The 15,377-nt window shown below is 69.5% G+C and carries 14 protein-coding genes; 8 read left to right on the top strand and 6 right to left on the bottom strand.

Annotation, left to right across the window (positions count from 1 at the left end; translation table 11 throughout):
* Positions 1–62: 62 nt before the first annotated feature.
* From BJY17_RS15060 to BJY17_RS15050, 3 genes are all read left to right on the top strand, one after another.
* Entirely contained in the window at positions 63–1,628 is a 1,566-nt protein-coding gene (locus BJY17_RS15060; RefSeq protein ID WP_179552081.1) for a CoA-acylating methylmalonate-semialdehyde dehydrogenase, read from the top strand.
* A 13-nt stretch (positions 1,629–1,641) separates the two neighbouring features.
* A complete protein-coding gene (locus tag BJY17_RS15055) occupies positions 1,642–3,054 on the top strand; it encodes an aspartate aminotransferase family protein (RefSeq protein WP_179552080.1) in 1,413 nt (470 codons plus the stop codon).
* A gap of 150 nt (positions 3,055–3,204) precedes the next feature.
* Positions 3,205–4,728 carry a flavin monoamine oxidase family protein gene (locus tag BJY17_RS15050; RefSeq protein WP_179552079.1) on the top strand — a complete coding sequence of 508 codons (1,524 nt, stop codon included), beginning with the start codon at positions 3,205–3,207 and terminating at the stop codon, positions 4,726–4,728.
* Here BJY17_RS15050 and BJY17_RS15045 read toward each other — a convergent pair.
* Both BJY17_RS15045 and BJY17_RS15040 read right to left on the bottom strand, forming a co-directional pair.
* Entirely contained in the window at positions 4,625–5,383 is a 759-nt protein-coding gene (locus BJY17_RS15045; protein WP_179552078.1) for a Pr6Pr family membrane protein, read from the bottom strand. The genes BJY17_RS15050 and BJY17_RS15045 overlap by 104 nt on opposite strands.
* Positions 5,384–5,469: 86 nt before the next feature.
* Positions 5,470–6,174 (bottom strand): FadR/GntR family transcriptional regulator, encoded by a 705-nt coding sequence (locus tag BJY17_RS15040; protein WP_179552077.1) that lies wholly within the window; start codon positions 6,172–6,174, stop codon positions 5,470–5,472.
* Positions 6,175–6,368: 194 nt separating this feature from the next.
* Between BJY17_RS15040 and BJY17_RS15035 the strand changes: the two genes are divergently transcribed.
* From BJY17_RS15035 to BJY17_RS15020, 4 genes are read left to right on the top strand one after another with little or no spacing between them, the layout of a single operon-like run.
* Positions 6,369–7,583, top strand: a complete 1,215-nt coding sequence (locus tag BJY17_RS15035) for an aminotransferase class V-fold PLP-dependent enzyme (RefSeq protein WP_322789857.1) — start codon at positions 6,369–6,371, stop codon at positions 7,581–7,583.
* 54 nt (positions 7,584–7,637) lie between these two features.
* A complete protein-coding gene (locus BJY17_RS15030) occupies positions 7,638–8,933 on the top strand; it encodes an ABC transporter substrate-binding protein (protein ID WP_179552075.1) in 1,296 nt (431 codons plus the stop codon).
* Between the two features lie 34 nt (positions 8,934–8,967).
* Positions 8,968–9,936: a carbohydrate ABC transporter permease gene (locus BJY17_RS15025; RefSeq protein WP_218889927.1), complete on the top strand. Its 969-nt coding sequence runs from the start codon at positions 8,968–8,970 to the stop codon at positions 9,934–9,936.
* Positions 9,933–10,769, top strand: a complete 837-nt coding sequence (locus BJY17_RS15020; RefSeq protein ID WP_179552073.1) for a carbohydrate ABC transporter permease — start codon at positions 9,933–9,935, stop codon at positions 10,767–10,769. Before BJY17_RS15025 ends, BJY17_RS15020 begins: the two co-directional genes overlap by 4 nt.
* Here BJY17_RS15020 and BJY17_RS15015 read toward each other — a convergent pair.
* From BJY17_RS15015 to BJY17_RS15005, 3 genes are all read right to left on the bottom strand, one after another.
* The gene (locus tag BJY17_RS15015; protein ID WP_179552072.1) at positions 10,759–11,586 is read right to left on the bottom strand and encodes an amino acid ABC transporter ATP-binding protein; all 828 of its coding nucleotides are present in this window, start codon (positions 11,584–11,586) and stop codon (positions 10,759–10,761) included. The two genes, BJY17_RS15020 and BJY17_RS15015, sit on opposite strands and share 11 nt — an antisense overlap.
* Entirely contained in the window at positions 11,573–12,235 is a 663-nt protein-coding gene (locus BJY17_RS15010; RefSeq protein WP_179552071.1) for an amino acid ABC transporter permease, read from the bottom strand. Before BJY17_RS15010 ends, BJY17_RS15015 begins: the two co-directional genes overlap by 14 nt.
* A gap of 119 nt (positions 12,236–12,354) precedes the next feature.
* Positions 12,355–13,170 carry an amino acid ABC transporter substrate-binding protein gene (locus tag BJY17_RS15005; protein ID WP_179552070.1) on the bottom strand — a complete coding sequence of 272 codons (816 nt, stop codon included), beginning with the start codon at positions 13,168–13,170 and terminating at the stop codon, positions 12,355–12,357.
* Positions 13,171–13,456: 286 nt separating this feature from the next.
* Between BJY17_RS15005 and BJY17_RS15000 the strand changes: the two genes are divergently transcribed.
* Entirely contained in the window at positions 13,457–13,783 is a 327-nt protein-coding gene (locus tag BJY17_RS15000) for a hypothetical protein (protein WP_179552069.1), read from the top strand.
* A 48-nt stretch (positions 13,784–13,831) separates the two neighbouring features.
* Here BJY17_RS15000 and BJY17_RS14995 read toward each other — a convergent pair whose 3' ends face one another.
* Entirely contained in the window at positions 13,832–15,358 is a 1,527-nt protein-coding gene (locus tag BJY17_RS14995; RefSeq protein ID WP_179552068.1) for an aldehyde dehydrogenase (NADP(+)), read from the bottom strand.
* Positions 15,359–15,377 lie beyond the last annotated feature (19 nt).

Genomic DNA, 15,377 nt, shown 5'->3' with positions numbered 1-15,377 from the left:
ACGTCGGCCATTCTGTCCGATGCCGGCCCGACGACCGCCGCACATCAGTGAAGGAACTGCCAATGAGCATCACCGAGACCGCTTCCTCGCCCGCATCGGCCCCTGAGGTGCCAGTGATCGGACACTGGGTCGACGGCGCACTGCGCGCCTCGACCTCGGGCCGCACCGCCCCGGTGTACAACCCGGCGACGGGTGCCGTGCAGGCGGAGGTCGCACTGGCCGACCAGGCCGAGATCGACGCGGCGATCGCGTCGGCGCAGGCCGGGTTCGAGGTGTGGAGCGGCTACTCGATCGCGAAGCGGCAGAACGTGCTGTTCTCGTTCCGCGAGCTGCTGAACTCGCGCAAGGGCGAGCTCGCGGCCATCATCACCGCCGAGCACGGCAAGGTCCTCTCCGACGCGATGGGCGAGATCCTGCGCGGCCAGGAGGTCGTCGAACTCGCCACCGGGTTCCCCAACCTGATCAAGGGCGCCTTCTCCGAGAACGTCTCGACCGGCATCGACGTCTACTCGCTGAAGCAGGCGCTCGGCGTGGTCGGCATCATCAGCCCGTTCAACTTCCCGGCCATGGTTCCCATGTGGTTCTTCCCCATCGCGATCGCCGCGGGCAACGCCGTCATCCTGAAGCCCAGCGAGAAGGACCCGTCGGCCGCGCTCTGGATGGCACAGCTCTGGACCGAGGCCGGTCTTCCCGACGGCGTGTTCACCGTGCTGCAGGGCGACAAGCTCGCCGTCGACGGCCTCCTCACCTCGCCCGTCGTGCAGTCGATCTCGTTCGTCGGCTCGACGCCGATCGCCCAGTACATCTACGAGACCGCGTCGAAGCACGGCAAGCGCGTCCAGGCGCTCGGCGGCGCCAAGAACCACATGCTCGTGCTGCCCGACGCCGACCTCGACCTCGTCGCCGACCAGGCGGTGAACGCCGGGTACGGCGCCGCCGGCGAGCGCTGCATGGCGATCTCGGTCGTGCTGGCCGTCGAGCCCGTCGCCGACGAGCTGATCACCAAGATCAGCGAGCGCATCGCGAAGCTGAAGATCGGCAACGGCGCAGGCGTCGAGGGCGTCGAGCCCGACATGGGGCCGCTCATCACCGACGTGCACCGCGACAAGGTCTCCTCCTACGTCGACATCGCCGAGAGCGACGGGGCGACGATCGTGGTCGACGGCCGCGGGTTCACCGTCGACGGCCACGAGGACGGCTTCTTCTTCGGCCCGACCCTGATCGACAACGTGCCCACCACCTCTCGCGCCTACACCGAGGAGATCTTCGGCCCGGTGCTCTCGATCGTTCGCGTGGCGAGCTACGACGAGGGCCTCGACCTGATCAACTCGGGCCAGTTCGGCAACGGCACCGCCATCTTCACCAACGACGGCGGCGCAGCACGCCGCTTCCAGAACGAGGTGCAGGTCGGCATGATCGGCATCAACGTGCCGATCCCGGTGCCCGTCGCCTACCACTCGTTCGGCGGCTGGAAGCAGTCGCTGTTCGGTGACGCGAAGGCCTACGGCACCCACGGCTTCGACTTCTTCACCCGCGAGAAGGCCGTGACCAGCCGCTGGATCGACCCGGCCACGCGCAACGACTCGACGCACGGCGGCATCAACCTGGGCTTCCCCCAGAACCACTGATCGGAGCCACGCCATGACCGACACCATCACCACCGAGACCGAAGCCGTCTACACCGACCGGTTCGGCACCGTGCACCCGTTGCCCGACGCCGCCGCCGAGGCGCAGGTGCGCGCGGAGGACCGCGCGCACGTGTTCCACTCGTGGAGCGCGCAGGCGCTCATCGACCCGCTTCCCATCGCCGCGGGCGAGGGCTCGACGTTCTGGGACTACCAGGGCAACGCGTACCTCGACTTCTCGTCGCAGCTCGTGAACCTGAACCTCGGGCACCAGCACCCCGACCTCGTCGCCGCGATCCAGCAGCAGGCGGGTCGTCTCGCGACCATCCAGCCGTCGATGGCATCGGATGTCCGCAGCGAACTCGCGCGTCGCATCGCCGAGGTCGCCCCGGGCGACCTCGACAAGGTGTTCTTCACCAACGGCGGCGCCGACGCCAACGAGTACGCCGTGCGCATGGCGCGCGCCGTCACGGGTCGCCGCAAGGTGCTCTCGATGTACCGCAGCTACCACGGCGGCACCGCGACCGCGATCTCGCTCACGGGCGACCCGCGCCGCTGGGCGAACGAGCCGTCCGACGGTTCGGTCGCGCACTTCATGGGCCCGTACGCGTACCGTTCGCCGTTCCACTCGGAGACTCCCGAGCAGGAGGCCGAGCGCGCGCTCGCCCACCTCGAGCAGCTCATCGTGCTCGAGGGCGCGAACACGATCGCCGCCATCATCATCGAGACGATCGTCGGCACGAACGGCGTGCTCGTGCCGCCGCCCGGCTACCTGCAGGGCGTTCGCGCGCTGTGCGACAAGTACGGCATCGTCTACATCGCCGACGAGGTCATGGTCGGCTTCGGCCGAATCGGCGAGTGGTTCGCGGTGAACGCGTTCGACGTCGTGCCCGACCTCATCACCTTCGCGAAGGGCGTGAACTCGGGCTACGTGCCGCTCGGCGGGGTGGTGATCTCGCAGCGGATCGCCGCGCACTTCGACACGGTCTCGTTCCAGGGCGGTCTCACGTACTCGGGCCACCCGCTCGCGTGCGCCGCCGGTGTCGCGACGTTCGAGGTCTTCGAGCGCGACGGCATCCTCGAGCGCGTGCGCGACCTCGGGTCGCGAGTGGTCGAGCCGCGACTCCGCGAGATCGCGGTGAAGCACCCGTCGGTCGGCGAGATCCGCGGTGCAGGACTGTTCTGGGCGATCGAACTCGTGCGCGACCCTGCGACGCACGAACCGCTCGTTCCGTTCAACGCAGGCGGAGCGGATGCCGCGCCGATGGCGGCCGTCGCCGCCGCCTGCAAGCAGGCCGGCCTGTGGCCGTTCATCCACTTCAACCGGATGCACGTCGCACCGCCGCTCGTCATCACCGAGGAAGAGCTCGTGCGCGGGCTCGACATCATCGACGAGGCGCTGACGATCGCCGACGGCTACGTCGTCTGACGCGCTCACTGACGCGTTCTCGCTGACGCGCCCTGCCTGATGCAGGGGATTCCGCGGACATGGGGCTCTCGAGCCCGGTCGCGGGATCCCCTGCATTTCGTCGTTGCGGGGCTGCCGACCGGCGCGGGGCCGTCGACTAGCCTGAATCCCATGGACTCACGGGCGACGCCCGGCGGCATCGGCCGGCGGACCTTCATCGCCGCCTCGCTCTCGGGGTTCGCGACCCTCGCGCTCGCGAGCTGCACCTGGCCCGAGCCGAGCCCGAGCCCGCTGCCCTCGACGGCGCCTCCGACGACCGCGCCGCCCGCACCGACGAACGGCGTGCCCGTGCCGACGGCGATGCGGCGCTCGCGCTGGGGCGTCGACCCGTTCTCGCGCGGGGCGTTCAGCTTCGACTCGGTCGGCAGCACCCCTCAGCTCCGCCGAGCCCTCGCCGAGCCGGTCGAGGGGCGACTCGTGTTCGCCGGCGAGGCGACCGACCCCGACCGACCCGGCACGCTCGAGGGCGCCCGCGCCTCCGGCATCCGCGCCGCCGCCGACCTCGCGAGGCTCGGCACCGCCGGCGAGCGCGTGGCCGTCATCGGGGCCGGCCTCGCCGGGCTCACGGCGGCACGCGAGCTCGTCGACGCGGGCTTCGAGGTCGTCGTGCTCGAGGCGCGCGACCGCTTGGGCGGGCGCATCCACAGCACGGACGCCCCGGGCTTCGACACAACCGTCGAACTCGGCGGCGTGTTCACCGGCGACGACGACGCACTGCTCGACATGCTGCACGAGGCATCCGTCGACACCGTGCCGTTCACGGCAGAGGTCTCGGCCACGACGACGACCGGACTCCGGGTGCCGATTCCGCCGACGGGGCCCGACGCCGTCGCGACCGCCCAGGAGTGGGCGGCGACCCAGCCCCACGACGTGTCGCTCGCGACGGCGCTGACCGGCTCGGGCGCGACGCCGCTCTCGGCGGTGCCCGATGACGCCGGAGTGAGCCCCGCCGACTGGCTCGCGCACACGATCAACAGCGGAGTCGCACCGTCGACCGGCGCCATCACCTCGGCGATCTCCGCCACCCAGTACGACGCGGACCGCATCGACCAGCTCGGCGACCTGGTGACCGGCCGCCTCTCCGACCTCGTCGACGCCCTCGCCGGGCCGCTCGAGATCGCCGTGTCGAGCGTCGTCACGAGCATCGCCTACACCGATCGACGGGTCAGCCTCCGCCTCGACTCCGGGGAGTCGCTCACGGCCGACCGCGCCGTCGTCACCATCCCGCTCGGGGTACTGAAGACCGACACGGTGGAGTTCAGCCCGACGCTGCCGCTCATGCACCAGCGGGCGATCTCGCTGCTCGGCATGGGCGTGGTCGACACGGTCTGGCTGCGCTTCGACGAGGCGTTCTGGCGAGCGGATGTCGCGGTGCCGCCCGATGCCCCGGACGACGATGCCCCCGGCGACGACGATGCCGACTCCCCCGGACTCACGACCCCGAACGTGCTCACCGTCGTCGGCGAGCTCTCCCCGGTCGCCACGTGGATCGACGTCGGCCTCGCGAGCGGCGAGCCGATCCTGCTCGGTCTCATCGCTGCGGTACAGGCGACCCGACTCGAGACGCTCGACGATCCGTCGTTCCAGGCCGAGGTGCTCGAGGCGCTCGCGCCCTTCGCCACAACCACCGGTTGACCGCGACGAGGCCCGCCGTGAGCGAGACGAAGATCACGAGCACGAGCAGGCAGTAGAGCGCGACGCCCGCCGGCCCGCCGACCTGCGCCTCGTCGAGGAAGAAGTACGGGTACCACCCGACGTCAGCCCCGCGGAACAGCGTGTAGACGAGCCAGATCGACGGGAAGACGAGCACCCAGCCGACCGTCGACCACGGCACGCGCGGGTTCACGGCCATGATCGCGTCCGTCGTCCACGCGACGAGGGCGAGCGCCGGCACGATGAAGTGCAGCACGGTGTCCGACCACGGCACCTCCATGCGGTAGTCGCGGGTCGAGGCCTGGGCGACGATGACGGCGAACACGATGCCCGAGACCAGCACGTAGACCGTGACCATCGTGCGGAGGATGCCGAGCCACTCGGGGTCGCGCGGGGTGAGCAGGGCGAAGGCGGCACCGATCGCGAGGGTCACGACCGCGGCGAAGGCCGACTGCACGGTGAAGTAGCTGAAGAAGTTCGCGGTCGCGAAGAGCCGGAACCCGAGCACGTACTGGAAGTTGCCGATGAGCGCCACGACCTCGAGCGCCGCGATCGTGAGCCGGAAGACGCCGAGCCACCGCCTGGCCCGCTGCACCCGCTGCGCCTCGTCAGCGCTGGAGCGTCGCGAGCGGGCCATGCTCCAACGCTAGCCGTCTCGCCTCGGCGAACCCGGTCAACCCGGAGCGCGCCGGTGCGCTCGCCGACGAGACGGCCTCGGCGCCGTCAGCTCGCAGCGGGCATGGTTCGTGCGACCGGCGCCGGACGGTGCGTGCGAAGCCACTGCTCGGTCTGCGCGACGTGCGCCGCGGCGGCGGCCTCCGCAGACGCCGGGTCGCGGTTCACGAGCGCGCTGAGGATCTCGCGGTGGCCGCGATCGCTGACCTGTTTCATGTCGGGCCCGGAGGGGAGATCGAAGACCTGGTAGGCGCGGGAGCGCGACCGGAACGTGCGAAGGAGCTCGACGAGGGCCGCATTGCCCGCGAGCTTCGCGATCGTCTCGTGGAAGAGCGCGTCGAGCTCGGTGCCCTGCTCCCCTTCGCGTGCCTCGAGCTCGTCGAGGATGTCGCGGAGCTCCGTCGCACCGGCATCCGTCATGCGTGCTGCGGCTTGGGCGGCGGCATGGGACTCGAGGACCCGGCGCACCTCGTAGAGCTCGATGAACGCGTCGAACGGCATGAGTTCCACGGTGAGGCTCAGCGCGCCGATGATGTTCGCGGGTTCGAGTGCGGAGACGTAGGTTCCCGATCCATGGCGCGATTCGATCACACCGAGCGCGTCGAGCATGCGCACCGCTTCCCGGAGCGACCCTCGCGAGACGCCCAGCCGCTCGCAGAGCTCGGCTTCGGGCGGGAATCGCTGGCCGGGCGCGAGTTCGCCCGACGCGATGATGTGCCGCAGTCCGTGGAAGGCGTCGTCGATCGCGCTCATGCTGTTCGTCTCCTGGTCGGCGTCGGGCCGTGCTGATCAGCTTAGAGGGCAGGCCTTTGGCACTAGTCATCTTATGACTTTGTGGTTATAGTCGCCGTTGTCGGCTCTCGAACATCGAAGTACACAGAGTCATCTAATGTCTTCACGCGAAGCGTCCGACCTCACACCTGATGACGACAAGGACGACCGCACCAGTGACCACCGCAGCGCCCACCGCCCTCGCCTTCGCCGACGGCTCGCCCGCCTCGACCGGCTGGACTCTCAGCGACTCCGCGCTGCACACGAATCACGGGTCGTTCGGCGCCGTGCCGCGGCGCGTGCAGGAGGAGCAGAACCGCCTCAGGGCCGTCATGGACGCCGGGCCGGTCGACTGGTTCTCGACGCTGCCCGCACGCATCGGCGACGCCCGCCGCGCGATCGCCGGGATCGTCGGTACCGCCCCGGAGCACACGGCTCTCGTGCCGAACGCGAGCGGCGGCGCGAGCGTGGTCTACAACAGCCTCACCGCGGAGTCCGGCGCCGAGATCGTCGTCACCGACCACGGGTACGGCGCGGTCACGATGGGTGCCGAACGTGCCGCTCGGCGCTGGGGCGGCCGGGTCGTGACGGCACACGTGCCGCTCGACGCGTCCCCCGCCGAGGCGCACGAGCGCATCATGGCCGCCTGCACCGACGCGACCCGACTGATCGTCATCGACCACATCACCTCGGCGACCGCGCGATTCCTGCCGGTGCGCGAGGTCGCGGCATCCGCTCGCCGGCGAGGGATCACCACGCTCGTCGACGGCGCCCACGTGCCCGGGCTCTACGACGCCCCGCTCGACGGCCTCGACTGCGACGTCTGGATCGGGAACCTCCACAAGTTCGCGTGCGCGCCCCGGGGAGCCGCCGTGCTCGTCGCCCCCGGGGAGCTACGGCACGAGCTGTTCCCCCTGATCGACTCGTGGGGCGCCCCGCACCCCTTCCCCGAGCGATTCGACACCCAGGGCACACTCGACCAGACGAGCTACCTCACCGCACCCGCCTCGTACGCGTTCATCGACGAGCACTGGGGATGGCCGGCCGTGCGCGCGTACATGACCGAACTCGCCGACTACGCCGAAACGCTGATCGCCGACGCGTTCGCCGAACGCACGGGTGAGGACCACCGCGTCGACGTCGGCGCGCCCGTGAACGCCCTGCGCCTCGTGCGCCTGCCTGCCGGACTCGCCACGACCCACCCCGAGGCGGATGCGCTGCGCGACCGGGTGGTGCGGGAGTTCGGCGTCGAAGCGGCCTTCACGAGCTTCAACGGCATCGGCTACTACCGCCTCTCCACTCACGCCTACAACACGGCGCGCGACTTCGAGGCGTTCGTCGACCGCTTGGTCCCGACGCTCTGCGAACTCGCCGTTGCTGCGCCTCGCTGAACCGAACACTCCACCCCCGAAGAAGAACTGCACCCACCAGAAATGAGGAGACGAATGGCCAACGGAAAGGTCCTGACCGGGCTCGGCATCGGCTTGGCGGCAACCCTCGCCTTCAGCGGATGCTCCGGCGCCGCTGACGACGGCACGGTCACGCTGCAGATGGTCGAGAGCTTGACCAACCCGGCACGCACCGAACTGCTCGAGACGCTCATCGACGAGTTCGAGCAGGAGAACCCCGGCATCGAGGTGGAGTTGGTCTCACCGCCCACCGATCAGGCCGACCAGAAGATCCAGCAGATGCTCCAGTCGGGCACGGGCGTCGACGTCCTCGAAGTGCGCGACCTCACCGTCGGTCCGTTCTCGACGAACGGATGGCTCGCCGACATGGGTCCCGAGTTCGAGGGCTGGAAGGGCTGGGACGCCCTGACCGACAACGCGAAGAACGTCGCCACGGCCGGTGGCAAGACCTACTTCATCCCGTACGGCTTCTACGGCATCAGCCTCTTCTACCGCACCGATCTGGTGGAGGAGGCCGGGTTCGACGGCGCACCGGTGAGCTGGGAGGACCTGCTCGAGCAGGCGTCGGCGATCCAGGACCCCGAGGCGAACACCTACGGGTACGCGTTCCGCGGCGGCAAGAACGGCTACTCGAACGCCGCCCTCGTGATCGAGGCCTACGTCGCCGACGACCTCGACCTCGAGAACGCGTACCGGTTGCAGAACGGCGACTCGATGTTCGCGGCTCCAGAGGCGCTCGACGCGATGGAGCTCTACATCGACCTGTTCGAGCAGGCATCGCCGCCGTCGTCGGTGGCATGGGGCTACCCCGAGATGGTGGAGGGCTTCTCGAACGGCTCGACCGCGTTCCTGCTGCAGGATCCCGAGGTCATCGCGGCGGTCGAGCAGTCGACGTCCATCACCGCCGACCAGTGGACGACCGCCCCCATGCTCGTCGGCCCGAGCGGCACGGCGATCCAGCCGCTCGCCACCGCGGGCTGGGGCGTCGCCGAGGCGAGCGAGCACCGGGCGGAGTCGGCGAAGCTCATCCAGTTCCTCTCCGAGGGCGACGCCTCGATCCGCTTCACCGAGGGCAACAGCCTCGTCCCGATCCTGAACGGCGCCGACGAGGCGGAGTTCTACAAGACCGGAGCGTGGGAGAGCTACCTCACCATGAACGAGCAGCCCGAGACGTACATCACCGCCGTGCAGCCGCGCGGTGTCGCCTGGTGGACCGAGTGGGCCGACAAGGCCGACGCCGAACTGCAGCAGGTGCTCATCGGCCAGCTCACGACCGAGGAGCTCCTCGCCAGCTGGGATGCCTACTGGACCGAGAAGTGGGCCGCCGAGTAGGCCGCCGAACCGACGACAACGGATGTCCCCCCAGATGACGACCGTCGAGGAGCGCCCGCCCACACGGGCGGGCGCTCCCGCCCCGGCGACCCCTGCCCCCGCGCCTCGGCGCCGCCGCGCCTTCACGACGCGCCGCGGACTCGTCGTCGCCGCGTTCATGCTTCCCGCCGCGATCTTCGTCGGCGTGTTCATCTACTACCCCATGCTCGCCGGCAGCCAGATGGCGTTCCGCCACTGGAACCTGAGCAACCTCACCGACACCTCGTGGATCGGGCTCCAGAACTTCGCCACGATCTTCGCCGATCCCGCGTTCGGCGTGATCCTCGGCAACTCGGTACTCTGGGTCGTGGCTTCGATCGTGCCGCAACTGGTGATCGGCTTCGCGCTCGCGCTCTGGCTGCGCCGGAAGTTCCGCTTCCGCGGCCTCTACCAGGCGCTCATCTTCTTCCCGTGGGCGATCTCGGGTTTCCTCATCGGCATCCTCTTCCGCTGGATGTTCAACGGAGAGTTCGGGGTCGTCAACGACCTCCTGATGAAGACCGGACTCATCGACCAGGGCATTCCGTGGCTGGCGCAACCCGACACCGCGATGTTCGCGGTGATCATCGCGAACATCTGGTACGGCGTGACGTTCTTCGCGATCATGATCCTCGCCGCGCTGCAATCCGTTCCGGATGAGCTCTTCGAAGCCGCCGCGCTCGACGGCGCAGGCAAGGTGCGCACGCTCTTCCAGATCACGATCCCGTACATCTCGACGACACTCGCCCTGACCGTGCTGCTCCGCGTCATCTGGATCTTCAACTTCCCCGACATCATCTGGGCGATGACCGGCGGCGGCCCCGCCAACCAGACCCACATCATCACCACGTGGATGATCACGTTCACCCAGAAGGGCGACTACGGCGTGGCCTCGGCGCTCGGACTCATCGTCGTCGGCCTGCTGCTCGTCTTCTCGGCCTTCTACCTGATGGCCCTTCGCGGCAAGAAGGAGGTGTCGTCGTGATCGTCACCGAGACCACGCCCGCACGCATCGCACGCATCGGCTTCCTCGGGCTCTGGCTCGTGATCACGATCTTCCCGCTGTACTGGATCATCGTGACGTCGTTCAAGGCGCCCGGCGACATCTTCAGCTACCCGCTGCAGTACTGGCCGGCCGAGTTCTCGTTCGAGAACTACGTGCAGCTGTTCGAGAAGGCCGACTTCGGCACCTACGTCGTCAACAGTCTCGTCGTCTCGACCGCGGCGGCGACCGTCGCGACGCTCATCTCGCTGCTCTCGGCCTACGTGCTGGCCCGGTTCGAGTTCCGCAGCAAGTCCGCGATCCTCATGGCGTTCCTCGTGACCCAGATGATCCCCACGTTCATCGCGCTGGGGCCGCTCTACCTGCTCATGGTGGACCTGGGGCTCGTCGACGATCGCTTCGGCCTGATGCTCGTCTACGTGGCGGTGTGCATCCCGTTCTGCACGATCATGCTGCGCGGCTTCTTCGCGAACATCCCCGACGCCCTCGAGGAGGCGGCGATGATCGACGGATGCTCCCGGATCGGCGCACTGTTCCGGGTCATCGTCCCGGTGATGAAGCCGGGCATCGTTGCCGCGTTCATCTTCAACTTCGTCAACTGCTGGAACGAGCTGTTCCTGTCGGTGACGCTCATGAACAAGGACGAGAACAAGACGATCCCGACCGCGCTCAACGGCTTCATCACGAGCTTCAACATCGATTGGGGCTCGATGTCGGCGGCCGCCGTGCTGACGATCCTGCCGACGATGCTCCTGTTCGCGTTCGCGAGCCGCTACATCGTGCAGGGCCTGACGGCGGGCGCGGTCAAGGGCTGACGTCGCCCTGACCGCCGTCCTCGAGCGGCCGCAGGATCCGGTCGAGGAACCGCCGGGTGCGCTCGTGCGTCGGGTTCGTGAAGATCGTGCCGGGGGCACCCCGTTCGACCACGACGCCGCCGTCCATGAAGAGCACCTCGTCGGCCGCCTGCCGCGCGAAGCTCAGCTCGTGGGTGACGACGACCATGGTCCATCCCTCGTCGGCGAGCTCCTTGATGACCTGCAGCACCTCGCCCACGAGTTCGGGGTCGAGCGCGCTCGTCGGCTCGTCGAAGAGCAGCAGCTGCGGTTTCAGCGCGAGCGCACGCACGATGCCGACGCGCTGCTGCTGCCCGCCCGAGAGTTCGAAGGGGTAGGCGTCGCGCTTCTCCGCGAGGCCGACGCGATCGAGCAGGGCGGATGCCTCGGCCACGGCCCGCGCCTTCGGCACCTTCTGCACGCGCACCGGGCCCTCGACGACGTTCTGCAGCACCGTCATGTGCGGGAAGAGGTTGTGCTGCTGGAACACCATCGCCGAGCGGTCGCGCAGGGCATAGCGCTGGGCCTTCGGCACCGGAGCGGCGAAGTCGATGACCGGGCCGCCGGCGAAGTCGATCGTGCCGGCGCCCGGCGTCTCGAGGCCGTTGAGCGCGCGCAGCACGGTCGTCTTGCCCGAGCCGCTCGGGCCGATGAGCACGACGACCTCGCCGCGCCGCACCTCGAGGTCGATCGAGCGCAGCACCTCGTTGTCGCCGAACGACTTGCGGATGCCGCGGGCCGAGAGCAGCACGCTGTCGTCGGGTCGCTCGACCGGGGCGAGCGGGTCAGTGGGCGACATAGCGGTCCAATCGCTTCTCGAGCAGGTTCTGCCCGCTCGAGAGCACGAGGCAGAACAACCAGTAGATGAGCGCCGCCTCGATGTAGATGAGCAGGAACTCGCGGCTGAACGCCGCGATCTCCTGCGCCACCCGGAACATCTCGGTCACGAGGATGAGCGAGGCGAGCGAGGTGTCCTTCACCAGCGAGATGAACGTGTTCGACAGCGGCGGCACCGAGACGCGGGCAGCCTGCGGCAGGATCAGCCGGGTGAGCGTCGTGCCGGGCGACATGCCGATCGTGTACCCGGCCTCCCACTGCCCCTTCGGCACCGAGAGGATGGCCGCCCTGATCACCTCGGCGGCGTACCCGCCGACGTTGAGCGAGAACGCGATGATCGCGCTCGGCCACGGGTCGATCGTGATGCCGATCGACGGCATGCCGTAGAAGATCACGAACAGCTGCACGAGCAGCGGGGTGCCGCGGATCACCGAGATGTAGAACCTCGCGATGCCGCTCAGCACCCGATTGCGGCTGAGGCGCATGAGCGCGACGCCGAGCGCCAGCACGAGGCCGAGCGCGAAGGAGGCCACTGCAAGCGGAATGGTGCCGCTGATGCCGCCCCAGAGCAATGGCCAGAACGAGTCGAGCGCGAGCTGCCACTCGGTCATCGCCTCACCGCCTTCCGGAATACGGCGGATGCCGCGTCCCCCATGATTCCACTCGGGCACTGCGGCCCGTGCGATTCAGGGGCGGTACGCGGCATCCGCCGGTGTGATGCGGGCGAGCGCTACTGCGAGACGTCCTCGCCGAAGTACTTCTCACCGAGCTCGGCGAGCACGCCCTCGTCGCGGAGTTCGGCGAGCGCCTCGTCGACGGCCTTCACGAGCGCCGTCTTGTCCTTCGTGAAGGTGAGGGCGCTCTCGCTCGGGTCGGTCTCAGCCACGACGGCGAGCTTCGCATCGGGCGTCTGCTTGAGGTAGTCGAGGTAGGTGAGCTTGTCGTTGACGGTCGCGTCGACGCGGCCCTGCTCGAGGAGTGCGACGGCCTGCGCCCAGCCCTCGACGGCCTCGACGTTCGCGCCCGCGTCGACGGCGAGCTGGTAGAAGTTGCTCGTCAGCGACTGCGCCGTGGTCTTGCCCTCGAGGTCTTCGAAGCTCGAGATCGAGTCGTCGCCCTCGTTGACGACGACGACGCTCGGCGACACCGTGTACGGCGTCGAGAAGAGGTAGTCCTCTTCGCGGTCGGGGTTGATCGAGACCTGGTTCGCGATCACGTCGAAGCGGCCCGCGTCGAGGCCCGCGAAGATCGCGTCCCACTGGGTCTCCTCGAACTGGATCTCGAGGCCGAGCTTGTCGGCGACGGCCTCGGCCACCTCGACGTCGTAGCCGACGAGGTCGCCCGCGCCGCCCTCGTGGTACGTGAAGGGCGGGTAGGTGCCCTCGGTCGCGACGGTCAGCGTTCCGGCCTTCACCAGTCCGTACTCGTCGTCACCGGCCGCTTCGCTCGACGCCGGCGCTCCGCTCGAGCAGGCGGCGAGGGCGACGACGGCGACGGATGCTGCGGCGAGGCCGAGCAGGGTGCGAACGCGGGGTGCGCGGGACATGTGGAGCTCCGTTCGTGGGGAGTGCTGTGCGGCGACGGGTGCCATCGCCATGCGGACGAGTCCATCACGGCATCGCCGGTGAGGAAAACGGCGTTACCCCGCGTTTCATTTCCGAATCCGCTCGATTCGCGGCATCCGATCACATTCCGTTCGGGGCATACCGTGTCGGCGACCTGTCGCGCAAGCCCTTCCGCCGCAGGATCGCCGGTGGATACGCTTGCCGCGGCGATGGAGTCCCCTCCGTCGCCGTGGTGACCCCCGCACCAACCGGAAGGAACCTTCACCCGTGATCACCCTGTCATGGCTCCTCATCATCGCGCTCGTCGGCGGCGCACTCGCCCTCGTCGACGGGATCCGACGCCTCCGCGGGCGCGGCGGCTCCGTCGTCGGCATCATCGAGGTCGTCGTCGCCGCACTGTTCGTGCTGTCGCTCTTCGTCCCGGGGATCCCGTTCGGATCGCTCGTGCTCGGCATCGCGACACTCGTCGTGCTCGTCGTCGCGCTCATCGTGCGCGGCCGCACCAGCGTGGCGGTCACGATCGCCGCGATCGTGTTCGTCGCGCTCTGGCTCGTGCTCGTGAACCGCTGGCTCGTCATCCCCGGCATCAACTGAAGGCGACGACGGAGGGGGCGGCCGATCCAGGCCGCCCCCTCCGTCGTGCTATCCGGTCGCGCCTGCCACGAGCACGCCGTCCTCGCGGCGCGGGATGCCGAGCGGGTTGCCGTCGGCGAGCTCGGGCGGGAGCACGGCGGCGGGTGCGTCCTGGTAGGCGATGGGCGTGAGCCAGCGGCGGATCGCGGTGGCGCCGACGGAGGTGTGCACCGATGCGGTCGTCGCGGGCCAGCCGCCGCCATGGTGCTGCGCCCAGGCGATCGCGACGCCCGTCGGCCAGCCGTTGTAGACGATGCGGCCCGCGACCCGGGCGAGGGCCTCGGTGAGTGCCGTGACGTCTTCGCCCGGGGCGTGGTGGATCGTGCCCGTGAGCGAGCCGTCGAGCACCGCGAGCGCACCGCCCAGCGAGGCCTCGTCGGCGTAGCGCACGAGCACCGTGAGCGGGCCGAAGCACTCCTCGAGGAAGGTCTCGTGGGCGGCGACGAACGCGCCCGTCGTCGTCGCGATCACGACGGGCGCCGCGGCATCCGTCGCCTGGTCGCCGGCGATGACGAGCTCGACGTCGTCGCGCGCGGCGAGCGCCGCCGACCCCGAGTCGAACGCGCTCGCGATGCCCTCGGTGAGCAGGGTCTGCGACGGGGCCTCGGCGAGTGCGGCGACGAGCGCGGCCTCGAACCCCGACCCCTCGGGCACGAAGACGAGCCCGGGCTTCGTGCAGTACTGGCCGCCGTCGCGGGTGAACGAGCCGGCGAGGCCGGCAGCGATGCCCGCGACATCCCCGGCAGCGGCGGCCGCCGTGACGACGACGGGATTGATCGAGCCGAGCTCGCCGTAGAACGGGATCGGCGCGGGCCGGGCGGAGGCGAGGTCGAAGAGCGCGCGCCCGCCGCGGGTCGAGCCGGTGAACCCCACCGCCGAGACGAGCGGATGCCGCACGAGCGCGGTGCCCGCGTCGAAGCCGTCGACGAGGGCGAGCGCCGTCGTGGGCGCGCCTGCCTCGACGAGCGCGACGTGTGCGATCTGCACGACCCGACGCGAGAGCCGTGGATGCCCTGGATGCGCCTTCACGACGACGGGGCAGCCTGCGGCGAGCGCCGACGCGGTGTCGTTGCCGAGCACCGAGAACGCGAACGGGAAGTTCGAGGCGGCGAAGACTGCGACGACTCCGAGCGGGCGCAGCATCCGCCGCAGGTCGGGGCGAGGCGGGGTGAGCGATGGGTCGGGAGCGTCGAGTGTCGCCTCGAGGTACGACCCCTCGCGAACGACACCTGCGAAGAAGCGCAGCTGGGTCGCCGTGCGAGTCACCTCGCCCGAGAGTCGCCCCGGGCTGAGGTGGGTCTCCTCCGCGCCGAGCGCGACGAGTTCGTCGCGGTGCGCTTCGAGCGCCTCGGCGAGTGCGGTGAGCCACCGGGCGCGGTCGGCGCGGGGCGACCGGTCGAGGCCGGATGCCGCGGCGAACCGCACCGCGATCTCGACTTCGGCCCCGGTATCGGCGACGACCGCGTCATCGTCACGACGCTGCTCGTCGCGCGGTGCGATGCCCGCGGCATCCGCTGTGCTCTTCACCTCAGGCATGTCGTCCTCCTGCTCTCGG

The sequence above is a fragment of the Agromyces hippuratus genome, from assembly GCF_013410355.1.
GTDB classification, from domain to species: Bacteria; Actinomycetota; Actinomycetes; order Actinomycetales; family Microbacteriaceae; genus Agromyces; species Agromyces hippuratus.
Note: the sequence above shows the minus strand (reverse complement) of the source record. Positions and strands in the feature narration are given on the sequence as shown.

Coding starts and splice junctions, on each gene's coding strand:
- BJY17_RS15060 (WP_179552081.1), top strand. CDS start 63: ATGAGCATCACCGAGACCGCTTCCTCGCCCGCATCGGCCCCTGAGGTG.
- BJY17_RS15055 (WP_179552080.1), top strand. CDS start 1,642: ATGACCGACACCATCACCACCGAGACCGAAGCCGTCTACACCGACCGG.
- BJY17_RS15050 (WP_179552079.1), top strand. CDS start 3,205: ATGGACTCACGGGCGACGCCCGGCGGCATCGGCCGGCGGACCTTCATC.
- BJY17_RS15045 (WP_179552078.1), bottom strand. CDS start 5,383: ATGGCCCGCTCGCGACGCTCCAGCGCTGACGAGGCGCAGCGGGTGCAG.
- BJY17_RS15040 (WP_179552077.1), bottom strand. CDS start 6,174: ATGAGCGCGATCGACGACGCCTTCCACGGACTGCGGCACATCATCGCG.
- BJY17_RS15030 (WP_179552075.1), top strand. CDS start 7,638: ATGGCCAACGGAAAGGTCCTGACCGGGCTCGGCATCGGCTTGGCGGCA.
- BJY17_RS15025 (WP_218889927.1), top strand. CDS start 8,968: ATGACGACCGTCGAGGAGCGCCCGCCCACACGGGCGGGCGCTCCCGCC.
- BJY17_RS15015 (WP_179552072.1), bottom strand. CDS start 11,586: ATGTCGCCCACTGACCCGCTCGCCCCGGTCGAGCGACCCGACGACAGC.
- BJY17_RS15010 (WP_179552071.1), bottom strand. CDS start 12,235: ATGACCGAGTGGCAGCTCGCGCTCGACTCGTTCTGGCCATTGCTCTGG.
- BJY17_RS15005 (WP_179552070.1), bottom strand. CDS start 13,170: ATGTCCCGCGCACCCCGCGTTCGCACCCTGCTCGGCCTCGCCGCAGCA.
- BJY17_RS14995 (WP_179552068.1), bottom strand. CDS start 15,358: ATGCCTGAGGTGAAGAGCACAGCGGATGCCGCGGGCATCGCACCGCGC.